The organism is Klebsiella sp. CD33 (assembly GCF_051992865.1).
Taxonomy (GTDB): Bacteria; Pseudomonadota; Gammaproteobacteria; order Enterobacterales; family Enterobacteriaceae; genus Klebsiella; species Klebsiella pneumoniae.
In genome coordinates this window covers 756,769-771,901 of record NZ_CP197023.1, presented here as the reverse complement: position 1 = coordinate 771,901, position 15,133 = coordinate 756,769, and the positions used below count along the sequence as shown (strand labels likewise).

Sequence of the window (15,133 nt, the reverse complement as noted above, 5' to 3'; positions counted from 1 at the left end):
AATGATGAGCTATTGAAAAAGGCCGGCATGGCCGGCCTGAGTTATTGAGAGGCGGTTTACTCTGCTTTTTCCGGCAGGCGCACCACATGAACATCCATCTGCGGGTAAGGGAAGCTGATGCCGTTGGCGTCAAATTCACGCTTGATACGCTCGAGGATATCCCAGTAGACGTTTTGCAGATCGCTGCTTTTGCTCCACACGCGCACCACGAAGTTCACCGACGAGGCGCCGAGTTCGTTCAGACGAACGGTCATTTCCCGATCGCGCAGAATTCGATCGTCAGATTCGATAATCGAGGTCAGCAGCTGCTTTACCTTGTCGATATCAGCATCGTAAGCGACGCCGATAATAAACTCATTGCGACGCGCAGGCTCCCGGGAGAAGTTAATGATATTGCCGGCGATGATTTTCCCGTTCGGGACCACCACTACATTACCGTCCGCGGTACGCAGGGTGGTGGAGAAAATCTGCACGTTCAACACCGTACCTGCCACGCCGCCAAGGTCGACATACTCGCCAGCGCGGAACGGGCGGAACATCACCAGCAGTACGCCTGCGGCAAGGTTCGACAGCGATCCCTGCAGCGCTAAACCCACCGCCAAACCGGCAGCACCCAGCACCGCAATCACCGAGGCGGTCTGCACGCCTACCCGCCCCAGGGCGGCAATCAGCGTAAAAGCGATAACCGCATAGCGCACCAGCGCAGAGAGAAAATCGGCCACGGTAGCGTCAATTTTACGCGCCAGCATCAGGCGGTTGACGGTATTAGAGACGACGCGCGCCACGATCATCCCGACGATCAGGATAGCGATAGCCGCGACGATGTTGACGGCATAGCTCAGCAGCAGCTCCTGGTTGCGTGCCAGCCACGTCCCGGCGTGGTTGATGCTATCGACAACGTTCAAATCTTCCATTTAACATTCCTTATGAATCCCCTGGGGGGAAGTAAATAACTCAGCCTGCGACAGGGCAGTCAGGTTATAGGGTAAACAATAAGTGCACGTTTTGCCAAATGGATCACAGTTTTCTGCCGCGCTATCCTGTTGTTAAGATAATAAAAAAGCCCGCATTGCTGCGGGCTTCCGGGTAAGAAACAGATTTTTCTTACAGAACGTCGATCGCGTTCAGCTCTTTAAATGCCTGCTCCAGACGAGTCACCATGGAAGTCTGGGCAGCACGCAGCCATACGCGCGGGTCGTAGTATTTCTTATTCGGCTGATCTTCGCCTTTCGGGTTGCCCAGCTGGCCCTGCAAATAAGCTTCGTTCGCTTTGTAATACTGCAGGATACCGTCCCAGGTTGCCCATTGGGTGTCGGTATCGATGTTCATTTTCACCACGCCGTAGCTGACGGAGTCTTTAATTTCCTGAGCGGAAGAACCGGAACCGCCGTGGAACACGAAGTTCAGGCTGTTGTGCGGCAGGTTGTGTTTCTTGGAAACATATTCCTGAGAGTCGCGCAGGATGGTCGGGGTCAGAACTACGTTACCTGGTTTGTACACGCCGTGTACGTTACCGAAGGAAGCGGCGATGGTGAAGCGCGGGCTGATTTTGCTCAGCTCGGTGTAGGCGTAATCCACGTCTTCCGGCTGGGTGTACAGGGCGGAAGCGTCCATGTGGCTGTTATCCACGCCGTCTTCTTCACCGCCGGTGCAGCCCAGTTCGATTTCCAGGGTCATGCCCATTTTGGCCATGCGCGCCAGGTACTTAGAGCAGATCTCGATGTTTTCGTGCAGGGACTCTTCAGACAGGTCGATCATGTGGGAAGAGAACAGCGGTTTGCCAGTAGCGGCGAAGTGTTTTTCACCGGCGTCCAGCAGGCCGTCGATCCACGGCAGCAGTTTCTTCGCGCAGTGGTCAGTGTGCAGGATAACCGGCACGCCGTAGTGTTCAGCCATCTGGTGCACGTGGTGGGCGCCAGAGATAGCGCCGAGGATAGCAGCACCCTGAGGAACGTCAGTTTTCACGCCTTTACCTGCGATGAACGCTGCGCCGCCGTTAGAGAACTGAACGATAACCGGAGAGCGAACTTTCGCTGCAGCTTCCAGAACGGCGTTGATGGAATCAGTACCTACGCAGTTTACCGCCGGCAGTGCAAAGTTGTTTTCTTTCGCTACCTGGAACACTTTCTGAACGTCGTCGCCAGTGATGACGCCCGGTTTTACGAAATCAAAAATTTTAGACATGTTACTTAGTCCTGTATCTGTATCTTCGACCGTTGAAGAAGGTTCGCGAGCCCTTAAGCGCGCTGAAAAACAGGCGGGTTTCCCCGCCTGAACTGAATTACTGCTTAGCGCGCTCTTCGAGCATCGCTACTGCCGGCAGGACTTTGCCTTCGACGAATTCAAGGAATGCGCCGCCGCCAGTGGAGATGTAGGAAATTTTGTCAGCGATGCCGAACAGGTCGATCGCTGCCAGGGTGTCACCGCCGCCGGCGATGGAGAAACCTTCGCTGTCCGCGATAGCGTTAGCCACGATTTCAGTCCCTTTACGGAAGTTAGGGAATTCGAATACGCCAACCGGGCCGTTCCACAGGATGGTTTTGGCGTTCTTCAGGATTTCAGCCAGTTTCTGTGCGGAAACGTCGCCAAGGTCCAGAATCTGCTCGTCATCTTTGATGTCGTTAACAGATTTCAGGGTTGCCGTTGCGGTTTCGGAGAACTCGGTCGCTACGCGAACGTCGGTCGGAACCGGGATATCGCAGGTGCCCAGCAGGCGCTTGGCTTCATCAACCAGATCTGCTTCGTACAGGGATTTACCGACGTTGTGGCCCTGAGCGGCAACGAAGGTGTTAGCGATACCGCCGCCCACGATCAGCTGGTCAGCGATTTTAGACAGGGAATCCAGAACGGTCAGTTTGGTGGACACTTTAGAACCACCAACGATAGCGACCATCGGACGAGCTGGCTCTTTCAGCGCTTTACCCAGCGCGTCCAGTTCAGCGGCCAGCAGCGGGCCTGCGCACGCCACGTCAGCAAATTTGCCGATGCCGTGGGTGGAAGCCTGCGCGCGGTGCGCAGTACCGAAAGCGTCCATCACGAACACGTCGCACAGCGCAGCGTATTTCTTAGACAGTTCTTCGTCGTCTTTTTTCTCGCCTTTGTTGAAGCGAACGTTTTCCAGCACTACCAGTTCACCGGCAGCTACTTCCACGCCGTCCAGGTAGTCTTTAACCAGGCGTACCGGGTTGGACAGTTTGTCTTTCAGGTAATTAACAACCGGCAGCAGAGAGAATTCTTCGTTGTACTCGCCTTCGGTCGGACGACCCAGGTGAGAAGTAACCATGACTTTCGCGCCCTGCTTCAGCGCCAGTTCAATGGTCGGCAGAGATGCACGGATACGTGCGTCGCTGGTTACTTTCCCGTCTTTAACTGGTACGTTCAGATCCGCACGGATAAAAACGCGTTTACCAGCCAGATCCAGATCGGTCATCTTAATTACAGACATGGTGAATCCTCTCGTTGATTCATAAAGTTTTGTCGACGTTTACGCGTCGAACCTGAAACCAATAGCCGCCATCGCTAACGTCGTGTCGAGCATTCGGTTAGCAAAGCCCCATTCGTTATCGCACCAGACCAGCGTTTTGATCAGATGCGCGCCACTGACCCGGGTTTGCGTACCATCGACGATGGCGCTGTGCGGATCGTGGTTAAAATCTGTCGAGACCAACGGTAATTCCGTATAGTCAACTATACCATGAAATGCACCTTGTGCTGCTTTTTGCAGCAACTGGTTGACTTCACATGCTTTTACCGGTTTTTTCACCGTCACGCTCAGGTCAATTGCCGTCACGTTAATCGTCGGCACCCGCACGGCAATCGCTTCAAAACGGTCGTTAAATTGCGGAAAAATACGGGTGATCCCTGCCGCCAGTTTGGTATCCACCGGAATGATCGACTGGCTGGCCGCGCGGGTACGCCGCAGATCCGGATGATAAGCGTCAATCACCTGCTGGTCATGCATCGCCGAGTGAATGGTGGTGACGGTGCCGGACTCAATGCCATAGGCGTCATCGAGCAGTTTAATGATCGGAATAATGCAGTTGGTGGTGCAGGAGGCGTTGGAGACAATGCGATGCCCGGCGCGAAGTTCATCCTGATTTACGCCGTACACCACCGTCGCGTCGAGGTCGTTGCCGCCGGGGTGAGAAAAGAGCACTTTTTTCGCCCCCGCCTGAAGATGGGCTTCACCGTGTTCACGGCTCCCGTATACGCCGGTACAGTCAAGCACTACGTCCACCGCCAGTTCGCGCCAGGGCAGCGCCGCAATGGTCGGCTCATGCAGCAGACGGATGGCATCGTCGCCAACAAACAGCTGCTCGCGCTCCTGACGGACATCCCAGGCGAAACGGCCATGGCTGGTGTCATATTTCAATAAATGCGCGATGCCCGCGGCATCCGCCAGCTCATTGATTGCCACCACGGTGATTTCCGCACGACGCCCGGATTCATATAGAGCACGAACCACGTTGCGTCCAATGCGACCGAAGCCATTAATCGCGATGCGAATGGTCATAGATCTCCTGCAAGGCTGTCCCTGTTATGAGGTGGCTGACAGAGTAATCCAGCAACGCTCTGAGGGGAACCTTACCAGCTGCAAACTGCGACTGATTGATTAATTGTCGAACATTTAAACGACTGAAACGCTTCAGCTAGAATAAGCGAAATGAGGAATAAAAGGAATGTTTGTCCAGCGCAATAAACCAGCTATATGACTCACATCACATTTTTGCTGGAATAATTTACAACCGTATTACATGGTTCAGGAATAGCAGATACAAAAAATCCGGGTGGCGAGATAAAAGCAAAACGGTAACCCAGGGGTTACCGTTTTTGGTGTTTGCACCCTCTCCTGTGGGAGAGGGTTGGGGTGAGGGCATCAGCCCGCACCGTACCAGCGATTACAGCAGCGCTTTCGCTTTAGCGACCACGTTATCAACGGTGAAGCCGAACTCCTCGAACAGCTGCTCAGCCGGCGCAGACTCACCGAAGGTGGTCATGCCAACGATAGCGCCGTTCAGGCCAACGTATTTGAACCAGTAGTCAGCGATACCCGCTTCCACGGCAACGCGCGCGGTCACGGCTTTCGGCAGTACGGATTCGCGATAAGCCGCATCCTGCTTGTCGAACGCGTCGGTGGACGGCATGGAAACCACGCGCGCCTTCACGCCTTCGGCAGTCAGTTTGTCCCATGCGGCAACCGCCAGCTCCACTTCTGAACCGGTGGCGATGAAGATCAGCTCCGGCTGGCCTGCGCAATCTTTCAGCACATAACCGCCGCGGGCCACGTTCGCCAGCTGCTCTGCGGTACGCTCCTGCTGCGCCAGGTTCTGACGGGAGAGGATCAGCGCGGTCGGGCCGTCCTGACGCTCCACGCCATATTTCCACGCAATCGCGGATTCAACCTGGTCACACGGACGCCAGGTGGACATGTTCGGGGTCACGCGCAGGGAAGCCACCTGCTCTACCGGCTGGTGAGTCGGGCCGTCTTCGCCCAGACCGATCGAGTCGTGGGTGTAGACCATCACCTGACGCTGTTTCATCAGCGCGGCCATACGTACCGCGTTACGCGCGTATTCCACGAACATCAGGAAGGTGGAGGTGTACGGCAGGAAGCCGCCGTGCAGCGCGATACCGTTGGCGATAGCGGTCATACCGAACTCGCGCACGCCGTAGTGGATGTAGTTCCCGGCAGCGTCTTCGTTGATCGGCTTAGAGCCAGACCACAGGGTCAGGTTGGACGGCGCGAGATCTGCGGAGCCGCCGAGGAATTCCGGCAGCAGCGGGCCGAAGGCTTCGATGGCGTTCTGCGAGGCTTTACGGCTGGCGATTTTCGCCGGGTTGGCCTGCAGCTTCGCGATGAACTCGTTAGCTTTCGCGTCGAAGTCAGACGGCATCTCGCCTTTCATACGGCGGGTGAATTCGGCTGCTTCCTGCGGGAAGGCTTTGGCGTAAGCCGCAAACTTCTCGTTCCATGCGGCTTCTTTCGCCTGGCCGGCTTCTTTGGCATCCCACTGGGCATAGATGTCAGACGGGATGTCAAACGGCGCGTGTTTCCAGCCCAGCGCTTCGCGGGTCAGGGCGATTTCGGCGTCGCCCAGCGGCGCGCCGTGGGAGTCGTGGGTACCGGCTTTGTTCGGCGAACCGAAACCGATGATGGTTTTGCACATCAGCAGGGACGGTTTGTCGGTGACCGCCCGTGCTTCTTCTACCGCGCGTTTGATGGCGTCAGCGTCGTGACCGTCCACGCCGCGCACCACGTGCCAGCCGTAGGCTTCAAAGCGTTTGGCGGTATCGTCGGTGAACCAGCCTTCAACGTGGCCGTCGATGGAGATGCCGTTGTCATCATAGAACGCCACCAGTTTACCCAGTTTCAGGGTACCGGCCAGGGAGCACACTTCGTGAGAAATGCCTTCCATCATACAGCCGTCGCCCATGAAGGCGTAGGTGTAGTGGTCGACGATATCGTGTCCCGGACGGTTGAACTGCGCCGCCAGGGTTTTCTCGGCGATAGCCATCCCGACCGCGTTAGCGATACCCTGGCCCAGCGGACCGGTGGTGGTTTCCACGCCTGCGGTGTAGCCGACTTCCGGGTGACCCGGAGTTTTGGAGTGCAGCTGGCGGAAGTTTTTCAGCTCTTCAATCGGCAGATCGTAGCCAGTGAGGTGCAGCAGGCTGTAAATCAGCATCGAACCATGGCCATTTGACAACACAAAACGGTCACGGTCAGCCCAGGCCGGATTGTTCGGGTTATGGTTCAGGAAATCACGCCACAGCACTTCGGCAATGTCAGCCATACCCATCGGGGCCCCCGGGTGGCCGGATTTGGCTTTCTGTACAGCGTCCATGCTCAGCGCACGAATAGCGTTAGCAAGCTCTTTACGTGAGGACATTTTGACTCCAGTTCGGACTGTTGAAGGCCATGCCCTTAACGACTTGACGAGAGCGCGTTTTGGGCTACGCCGGAAAAAAGTGTGAACAATGTAACCCAAGCGACAAGTCATGTACATGGAGCATCCTTTTGCCCTTTAAGAAATCTCTGGAACAGGTTGTGCTACGCCGGAATCCGCTCGCCCGCATCCTGCGATACTCTTTATAATTTACGCAGAATACGGTTCCCTGCCGTCGCCGTATTTTCGGATAAACAACCATAAGATTGTGGAAGATAAAAATGAAAATTCGCTCAACCGTACTTGCTCTTGGGATCGCAGCAACCCTCACCGGATGTCAGAACATGGACTCCAACGGTCTGCTCAGCTCAGGCGCCGAAGCCTTCCAGGCATACTCTCTCAGCGACGCGCAGGTGAAAACCTTAAGCGACCAGGCCTGTAAAGAGATGGACGCCAAAGCGAAAATCGCCCCGGCCAACAGTGAATACAGCCAGCGGCTGAACAAAATCGCGGCTGCGCTGGGCGATAACATCAATGGTCAGCCCGTGAACTACAAGGTCTATGAGACCAAGGATGTCAACGCCTTCGCCATGGCCAACGGCTGCATCCGCGTCTACAGCGGGCTGATGGATCTGATGAACGATAATGAAGTCGAGGCGGTGATCGGCCACGAAATGGGCCACGTCGCGCTGGGCCACGTGAAGAAAGGCATGCAGGTCGCCCTGGGTACCAACGCCGTGCGTGCGGCGGCGGCCTCCGCGGGCGGTATCGTCGGTAGCCTGTCGCAGTCTCAGTTGGGCGATCTGGGCGAAAAACTGGTGAACTCGCAGTTCTCCCAGCGTCAGGAATCGGAAGCGGATGACTACTCTTACGACCTGCTGCGTAAGCGCGGTATCAATCCGTCGGGACTGGCCACCAGCTTCGAGAAACTGGCCAAGCTGGAAGCCGGTCGTCAGAGTTCGATGTTTGACGATCACCCGGCCTCAGAAGCGCGCGCGCAGCATATTCGCGATCGCATGAAGGCCGACGGGATTAAATAATCATCAGCGGGAGGCATTATTGCCTCCCTTTTTTATATATCCGTTAAAATATTTAGCCGCATTAATTGATAATTTAAGCGCACAAACCGTTAATTATTATCACAGCGCATCACAGCCAATTATTTTATGCCCGGCGATTCAGAAATATATTATTTGGTAAATTAAAAAGGCCGCACACTATCTGGCTTCCAGAATCGTCTTTACCCGAATAATAAATAGTCCACCCATTACTGCCTGGCGCACGGCTCATGCACCATACAACCTGTTTCCGGCTGCAATAACTGCTCACACAATGATTGCTTTCGACATTATTTCAGGAGAATATCTGGTCAGCAGTGATTCCCTTGAATATATCGACAGACAGAGAAGTGCCCTCAGTGAAAAAAGAATTACCATTAATCGCACTTGGCATTATTGCCGCCGCGCCGGCTTTCGCCAGCCAACAATCTACCAGTCAGGGCTTTATTGAAGACAGCCACCTGGATCTCTTTTTACGTAACGCTTATATCAAACGCGATTATCGCGATGGTTTGCCGGATAAAGCCGAATGGGGTCAGGGTATCATCGCGACCTTCGAGTCCGGCTTTAGTCAAGGGCCGGTCGGCTTCGGCGTTGACGGCATTGCGCAGTACGCCGTGCGCCTCGACGGCGGCCGCGGCCGCAGCGGCGCGGGCGGTATCGACTTTTTCGCCCAGGATGATGATGGCCGCGCGAAGTCCGATTTAGCAAAATTTGGCGCTACCGCTAAAATGCGCTTCTCGAATACCGTCCTCAGCTACGGTAGCCAGCGCCCGATGCTGCCTATCGTCTACGCCGATGACTCGCGGCTGCTGTACGAGAGCTATACCGGTACCATGCTGACCTCAAGAGAAATCGACGGTCTGGAAATTAACGCCGGTTATCTCACCGATCAGCAGCGCAAAAGCGACGACAGCCACAACAGCGGCCTGAAAAGCCTGACCTTTGGCGGCGCCAGCTATCAATTCAACGACCAGCTCAGCGGCGCGCTTTACGCTTCGCACGTCGAAGACGTGCTGAATAAGCAGTATCTCGGCCTGAACTACAAGAAGCCGTTCGCCGCCGACCAGCAGCTGATTGTTGACTTCAACGGCTATAACTCGCGCTTAAATCAAGAATATGCCGACGCCAATGGCACCGGGCGCAGCAACAGCATCTGGAGCCTGGCCGCCAGCTATATCTGGGATATTCATACCTTTAAGGTCGCTTACCAGCAAAGCAGCGGCAGCACCGGCTACCATTATGGCGGCTACCAGAACCAGGGCGGCGTCGGCGATGGCGGCAACACCATCTGGCTGGCTAACTCCTACTGGTCCGATTTTAACGGCGAGGATGAACGTTCCTGGCAGGCCTCCTATGGCCTGGATTTTGCCGGACTGGGCGTACCGGGCCTGAGCTGGACCACCGCCTACGTTCGCGGGGATAACATTAAAACCGCCGAGACCAGCAACGGTAAAGAACACGAATGGTTTAACCAGGTGCAGTACCAGATGCAAAACGGCATGGCGAAAGATTTGAAATTGAGACTCCGCTATTCGGTGCTGCGCGTTTCCAGCAACGCCAGCGACTATAACGTCAGCGGGAATGAAGTGCGGTTCTACGTCGAATATCCGTTTAACGTGTTTTGACGCGATAATGACCCCTCTCCTGCGCGCCGGCCCTCTCCCGGCGCACAGGAGCACTCGCCCGGCGCCTTGATAACCCCTCTGTGCCGCGCGCAACCCTCTCCCGGGAAGGGAGAGGGTCGGGGTTACCCGGCTTATTCGCCCTTCTTCGCCGCCTGGATGTAGAGCATTTCCAGAGCGAGAGTCGCCGCCGCCAGAGCGGTAATTTCGGACTGATCGTAGGCCGGAGCGACTTCCACTACGTCCATCCCCACGATGTTCAGATCCTTCAGGCCACGCACCAGTTTGATCGCCCGGTCTGAGGTCAATCCGCCGATAACCGGGGTACCGGTGCCTGGCGCAAACGCCGGATCCAGACAGTCGATATCAAAGGTCAGGTACACCGGCATGTCGCCGACGATCTGCTTCACCTGAGCAATCACGTCATCAACGCTGCGGTCGTTAACCTGGCCGGCGTCGAGCACCGTAAAGCCATTGTCTTTGTCGAACTCGGTGCGGATCCCGATCTGTACGGAGTGGTTCGGATCGATAAGCCCTTCGTTCGGCGCGGTATAGAACATGGTGCCGTGGTCGAACTCGCAGCCGTTGGCGTAGGTATCGGTGTGAGCATCGAAGTGCACCAGCGCCATTTTACCAAAGTGCTTGGCATGGGCGCGCAGCAGCGGCAGGGTAACGAAGTGGTCGCCGCCAAAGGAGAGCATACGTTTGCCGGCCGCCAGTAGCTTCTCGGCGTGAGCCTGCAGCTTCTCGCTCATTTCGCGCGCGTCGCCGAAGGCGTACACCAGATCCCCGCAGTCCACCACGTTCAGGCGCTCGCGCATATCGAAGTTCCACGGGAAACGGTTGTGCTCCCAGGCAAGGTTAGTGGAAACCTGACGGATCGCCGCCGGGCCATGACGGCCGCCCGCGCGCCCGGAGGTCGCCATATCGAACGGCACGCCGGTGATGACCCAGTCCGCATCGCTTTCATACGGCATAAAGTTCATTGGCAAACGCAGAAAGCCAAAGGCATTGGATACCAGGGAGTTATCGTATTGATGACCTAAAGTGCTCATGGATATGACCTCTTTTGACAGTCGTGGAACGTAAAAAATAAGTATAAAAAAACCCCTCCGCGTCGTTAGGCCCGACGAGGAAGGGTTTGATAGATAAATCGCTTATTGACGTGAATTATCGCCGGTAATGCATACGGGTTCAAGTGAGTATCGCATGCTGCCGGATGACGGCTTCGCCTTATCCGGCCGACATACGCAGGCCCGGTCAGCGCAGCGCCACCGGGCATCAGCGGCTACTCGTCTTCCAGATAAGTATAGCCGTACAGTCCCGCCTCGAACTCCTCGAGGAACTGCTGCTGCAGCGCATCGTCCAGACCGGTATTTTTCACCTGATCGCGGAACTGGGTCAGCAGCGTGTTCGGATCCAGCTGCACATACTGCAGCATATCCGCTACGGTATCGCCCTCGTCGGACAGCTCAACCTCAACGCTGCCGTCAGGGAAGACGAACACGTCCACCGCCTCGGTATCGCCGAACAGGTTGTGCATGTTGCCGAGGATCTCCTGATAGGCGCCAACCATGAAGAAGCCCAGCATCGGCGGGTTCTCCGGGTCGTATTCCGGCATCGGCATGGTGGTGGCGATCCCGTCGCCGTCCACGTAGTGATCGATGGCGCCATCGGAATCGCAGGTGATGTCCAGCAGCACCGCGCGGCGCTCCGGCGACTTGTTCAGCCCTTCCAGCGGCATCACCGGGAACAGCTGATCGATCCCCCAGGCATCCGGCATCGACTGGAACAACGAGAAGTTGACGTAGATTTTATCCGCCATTCGCTCCTGCAGCTCATCGATGATGGGACGATGGGCGCGGTTGCTCGGGTCGAGCTGCTTCTGCACCTCATGGCACATGTTCAGATACAGCTGTTCCGCCCACGCGCGCTCCTGCAGGTTGAAGGTGCCTGAGGAGTAGCCGATGTGGATATCGTGCAGGTCCATCTGGCTGTCGTGCAGCCATTCGCGCAGCGAGCGGCGGTTGCCGGTCTCGTGCATCTCCAGCCAGGTTTCCCACATGCTCTGCAGCGGACGCGCAGCGTCTTCCGCCGGCGGGGTCGCCTCGGTGTATTCGTTACGCTCAACGCCGATGATGTTGGAAACCAGCACGGTATGGTGCGCGGTCACCGCGCGGCCGGACTCGGTGATCACCGTCGGGTGCGGCAGGCCATTCTCTTCGCAGGCATCGCCGATCGCCCAGATGATATTGTTGGCGTATTCGTTCAGACCGTAGTTCACCGAGCAATCGGACTGCGAGCGGGTGCCTTCATAGTCCACGCCCAGGCCGCCGCCGACGTCGAAGCACTGAATGTTGACGCCCAGCTTATGTAGTTCGACGTAGAAACGCGCCGATTCACGCACGCCGGTGGCGATATCGCGAATGTTAGCCATCTGCGAACCGAGGTGGAAGTGCAGCAGTTGCAGGCTCTCAAGATGGCCTGCCTCGCGCAGAATTTCGACCAGTTGCAGCACCTGGGTCGCTGCGAGGCCGAACTTGGACTTCTCGCCGCCGGAGGACTGCCATTTACCGGAGCCCTGCGAGGCCAGACGCGCACGTACGCCAAGGCGCGGCACCACGTTCAGGCGCTCGGCCTCTTCCAGTACGATAGCGATCTCGGACATCTTCTCAATGACCAGATAGACCTTGTGGCCCATCTTCTCGCCCACCAGCGCCAGACGGATATATTCGCGGTCTTTATAACCATTACAGACGATGACGCTGCGGGTCATCCCGGCGTGCGCCAGCACGGCCATCAGTTCCGCTTTCGAACCGGCTTCCAGGCCCAGCGGCTCGCCGGAATGGATCAGCGATTCAATCACGCGACGGTGCTGGTTAACCTTGATCGGGTAGACGAGGAAGTAATCGCCGTTATAGCCATACGATTCACGCGCGCGTTTGAAGGCGGCGTTGATCGAGCGCAGGCGGTGCTGCAGGATCTGCGGGAAGCAGAACAGCGCCGGCAAGCGCTGCCCTTGCGCTTCACGCGCTTTGACTAATTCCGCGAGGTCAACGCGCGCTTCCGGGACGTCCGGATCCGGGCAAACGCTGATGTGGCCCAGTTCGTTGACGTCATAATAGTTATTGCCCCACCAGGCAATATTATAAGTACGCAGCATCTTGCTGGCTTCCTGGGAGCTCATCGCTACCTCCTGCATGGAACGTAGTACACCGTGTTCGCCTGCTGACGAAGGCGAAACCATAGACATGTCGTCAGACATAGCGAACCTCAATTTTTAATAATAAGTGTAAGACAGTTAACTACTATCGCAGTCCAAAGATGCGATAACAACCCATGAACAGTCCTAAAGCCCAGCACTATCTGCTGGTTTTGCGACTGCGCGACCGGTTTCTTATTCATATCATCGTAAAACACGTAGCCGAACAGAGTATGACAGTCCGGAGAAACCACGAGAAAACTCTTGCCAGGCAAGAGCGCCCTTGTTCAGTTTTCTGACGGCCGACCGGCCCTGGAATCCTGAGAAGCGCCGAGATGGGGTGAACATCGGCTGGTTTGCATGAGAGAGATGCAGGTTGCGGAGTGCTGACGCGCGACAGAACGACGCGACGAATCAAACGAAAAACATTGGTTCATTATCTGGTATCACCTCCACACCGCCCTGCGACAGGGTCGGCGACAAGCCAAAGCTATACATACCGGGCAACAGGCGCTACGCCGCTGCGAGATTCTGTAAATACAGACTGCTTAACCCGGCTGGAAGTGGCACCACAGGGCCATGCCCCGTGCGCTTTTTTAATGAGCCGCGCGCGGCGTTTTATACCGAGAAGCGGGGTAAAAAGCAAAATAAAAATGTGCCTGTTTGCGCGGTTGTCAGGAAATTTTGCCAGGCGGGTTTTCCCATAAATGCGACCGCCATCAAAAAAGGCTGGAAATGGGCTCAAGATTTGACCTAAAATGGCCGTCCAGAAGTTAATCCGTCTATACTGATTAACACTCAGACTGCTCGTGTCGCTACCTGCGCGGCTTTGCGCTGATTATCCACCAAAGCCACATTACACAACAGTATGAGCTATCCGAATCGTCCACAGGTGAAATAAAATATGGCAAAACACCTTTTTACGTCTGAGTCCGTATCAGAAGGGCATCCTGACAAAATTGCTGACCAAATCTCCGATGCCGTGCTGGATGCGATCCTCGAGCAGGATCCAAAAGCGCGTGTCGCATGTGAAACCTATGTCAAAACCGGCATGGTGCTGGTAGGCGGCGAAATCACCACCAGCGCATGGGTTGATATCGAAGAGATCACCCGCAACACCGTCCGCGAAATTGGCTACGTGCATTCCGATATGGGCTTTGACGCCAACTCGTGCGCCGTACTGAGCGCCATTGGTAAACAGTCTCCGGACATTAACCAGGGCGTTGACCGTGCCGATCCGCTGGAACAGGGCGCCGGCGACCAGGGGCTGATGTTTGGCTACGCCACTAACGAAACCGACGTGCTGATGCCGGCGCCGGTGACTTACGCTCACCGTCTGGTGCAACGTCAGGCTGAAGTGCGTAAAAACGGCACCCTGCCGTGGCTGCGCCCGGATGCGAAAAGCCAGGTGACCTTCCAGTATGACGACGGCAAAATCGTCGGCATCGACGCGGTCGTTCTGTCGACTCAGCACGCGGAAGATATCGATCAGAAATCCCTGCAGGAAGCAGTGATGGAAGAGATCATCAAGCCGATTCTGCCGACCGAATGGCTCAACGCGTCCACCAAATTCTTCATCAACCCGACCGGCCGTTTCGTTATTGGCGGCCCGATGGGCGACTGCGGTCTGACCGGTCGTAAGATCATCGTTGATACCTACGGCGGCATGGCTCGCCACGGCGGCGGCGCGTTCTCCGGTAAAGATCCATCTAAAGTTGACCGTTCCGCAGCCTACGCGGCGCGCTATGTGGCGAAGAACATCGTTGCCGCAGGCCTGGCCGATCGTTGCGAAATTCAGGTTTCCTACGCTATCGGCGTTGCAGAACCAACGTCCATCATGGTGGAAACCTTTGGCACCGAGAAAGTGCCTTCTGAACAGCTGACCCTGCTGGTGCGCGAGTTCTTCGACCTGCGTCCATACGGCCTGATTCAGATGCTGGATCTGCTGCACCCGATCTACAAAGAAACCGCAGCCTACGGTCACTTTGGTCGCGAACATTTCCCATGGGAAAAAACCGACAAAGCGGCGCTGCTGCGGGAAGCGGCCGGTCTGAAATAATATCCGCGCTTCCTCTCTTCAAGGCCAGCCTCGCGCTGGCCTTTTTATTTACGCCCCCCTTTTCTGCGCCCCCATTTCAACGCGCGGCCGCCACAAAATGAAAGCGATTACATAGTAAAGACTGTCACCTTCTGCCCAAAGACGCTATCTCCTGTACCCATTTTTCACAATGTTACATATTGTTTCGGTCAACTCTGATTACCGTTTTTCAAAATGTCGTCTATCATTGTTTATACTGCTGATTTAAAAAGCATTTAATGAATTACGTTTCTTTACCTTTGTGGAAGCGATTACACAGCCGT

Annotated in this window: 12 protein-coding genes; 3 read left to right on the top strand and 9 right to left on the bottom strand. The window is 55.9% G+C overall.

Annotated elements, in window-relative coordinates:
• Positions 1 to 56: 56 nt before the first annotated feature.
• The 5 genes from ACR809_RS03830 to tkt all read right to left on the bottom strand — a co-directional run bounded on the left by ACR809_RS03830 (position 57) and on the right by tkt (position 6,890).
• Complete coding sequence (locus ACR809_RS03830; protein WP_122051059.1) at positions 57 to 914, bottom strand: small-conductance mechanosensitive channel MscS; 858 nt, start codon at positions 912 to 914, stop codon at positions 57 to 59.
• A gap of 190 nt (positions 915 to 1,104) precedes the next feature.
• Complete coding sequence (gene fbaA, locus ACR809_RS03825) at positions 1,105 to 2,184, bottom strand: class II fructose-bisphosphate aldolase (protein ID WP_004144748.1); 1,080 nt, start codon at positions 2,182 to 2,184, stop codon at positions 1,105 to 1,107.
• A 97-nt stretch (positions 2,185 to 2,281) separates the two neighbouring features.
• Positions 2,282 to 3,445: a phosphoglycerate kinase gene (pgk, locus tag ACR809_RS03820; protein WP_002916508.1), complete on the bottom strand. Its 1,164-nt coding sequence runs from the start codon at positions 3,443 to 3,445 to the stop codon at positions 2,282 to 2,284.
• A gap of 39 nt (positions 3,446 to 3,484) precedes the next feature.
• On the bottom strand, positions 3,485 to 4,513 hold the full coding sequence (epd, locus tag ACR809_RS03815) for an erythrose-4-phosphate dehydrogenase (RefSeq protein WP_002916512.1): 1,029 nt from the start codon (positions 4,511 to 4,513) through the stop codon (positions 3,485 to 3,487).
• Positions 4,514 to 4,898: 385 nt separating this feature from the next.
• Positions 4,899 to 6,890 carry a transketolase gene (gene tkt / locus ACR809_RS03810; RefSeq protein ID WP_004174438.1) on the bottom strand — a complete coding sequence of 664 codons (1,992 nt, stop codon included), beginning with the start codon at positions 6,888 to 6,890 and terminating at the stop codon, positions 4,899 to 4,901.
• A gap of 278 nt (positions 6,891 to 7,168) precedes the next feature.
• Between tkt and ACR809_RS03805 the strand changes: the two genes are divergently transcribed.
• Together ACR809_RS03805 and ACR809_RS03800 are read left to right on the top strand one after the other, a co-directional pair.
• Positions 7,169 to 7,927, top strand: coding sequence for a M48 family metallopeptidase (locus ACR809_RS03805; RefSeq protein ID WP_004151780.1), 759 nt, complete (start codon positions 7,169 to 7,171; stop codon positions 7,925 to 7,927).
• Positions 7,928 to 8,304: 377 nt separating this feature from the next.
• Entirely contained in the window at positions 8,305 to 9,573 is a 1,269-nt protein-coding gene (locus ACR809_RS03800; protein ID WP_023280520.1) for an OprD family outer membrane porin, read from the top strand.
• A 131-nt stretch (positions 9,574 to 9,704) separates the two neighbouring features.
• Here the strand turns inward: ACR809_RS03800 and speB are convergent, their stop codons facing one another.
• The 4 genes from speB to ACR809_RS03780 all read right to left on the bottom strand — a co-directional run bounded on the left by speB (position 9,705) and on the right by ACR809_RS03780 (position 13,209).
• Positions 9,705 to 10,625, bottom strand: coding sequence for an agmatinase (speB, locus tag ACR809_RS03795; RefSeq protein WP_002916572.1), 921 nt, complete (start codon positions 10,623 to 10,625; stop codon positions 9,705 to 9,707).
• A gap of 233 nt (positions 10,626 to 10,858) precedes the next feature.
• Entirely contained in the window at positions 10,859 to 12,835 is a 1,977-nt protein-coding gene (gene speA, locus ACR809_RS03790; RefSeq protein WP_004149805.1) for a biosynthetic arginine decarboxylase, read from the bottom strand.
• A gap of 8 nt (positions 12,836 to 12,843) precedes the next feature.
• On the bottom strand, positions 12,844 to 12,975 hold the full coding sequence (gene yqgB, locus ACR809_RS03785) for an acid stress response protein YqgB (protein WP_002916578.1): 132 nt from the start codon (positions 12,973 to 12,975) through the stop codon (positions 12,844 to 12,846).
• Positions 12,976 to 13,059: 84 nt separating this feature from the next.
• On the bottom strand, positions 13,060 to 13,209 hold the full coding sequence (locus ACR809_RS03780) for a hypothetical protein (protein WP_418133705.1): 150 nt from the start codon (positions 13,207 to 13,209) through the stop codon (positions 13,060 to 13,062).
• Positions 13,210 to 13,676: 467 nt separating this feature from the next.
• Here ACR809_RS03780 and metK point away from each other — a divergent pair, with 467 nt between their 5' ends.
• Positions 13,677 to 14,831 (top strand): methionine adenosyltransferase, encoded by a 1,155-nt coding sequence (gene metK / locus ACR809_RS03775; RefSeq protein WP_004149807.1) that lies wholly within the window; start codon positions 13,677 to 13,679, stop codon positions 14,829 to 14,831.
• Positions 14,832 to 15,133: the final 302 nt, after the last annotated feature.

Bases quoted from the DNA above. Each gene is read 5' to 3' on its own strand.
- ACR809_RS03830 (WP_122051059.1), bottom strand. From the start codon at position 914: ATGGAAGATTTGAACGTTGTCGATAGCATCAACCACGCCGGGACGTGG.
- fbaA (WP_004144748.1), bottom strand. From the start codon at position 2,184: ATGTCTAAAATTTTTGATTTCGTAAAACCGGGCGTCATCACTGGCGAC.
- pgk (WP_002916508.1), bottom strand. From the start codon at position 3,445: ATGTCTGTAATTAAGATGACCGATCTGGATCTGGCTGGTAAACGCGTT.
- epd (WP_002916512.1), bottom strand. From the start codon at position 4,513: ATGACCATTCGCATCGCGATTAATGGCTTCGGTCGCATTGGACGCAAC.
- tkt (WP_004174438.1), bottom strand. From the start codon at position 6,890: ATGTCCTCACGTAAAGAGCTTGCTAACGCTATTCGTGCGCTGAGCATG.
- ACR809_RS03805 (WP_004151780.1), top strand. From the start codon at position 7,169: ATGAAAATTCGCTCAACCGTACTTGCTCTTGGGATCGCAGCAACCCTC.
- speB (WP_002916572.1), bottom strand. From the start codon at position 10,625: ATGAGCACTTTAGGTCATCAATACGATAACTCCCTGGTATCCAATGCC.
- speA (WP_004149805.1), bottom strand. From the start codon at position 12,835: ATGTCTGACGACATGTCTATGGTTTCGCCTTCGTCAGCAGGCGAACAC.
- yqgB (WP_002916578.1), bottom strand. From the start codon at position 12,975: ATGAATAAGAAACCGGTCGCGCAGTCGCAAAACCAGCAGATAGTGCTG.
- ACR809_RS03780 (WP_418133705.1), bottom strand. From the start codon at position 13,209: ATGAACCAATGTTTTTCGTTTGATTCGTCGCGTCGTTCTGTCGCGCGT.
- metK (WP_004149807.1), top strand. From the start codon at position 13,677: ATGGCAAAACACCTTTTTACGTCTGAGTCCGTATCAGAAGGGCATCCT.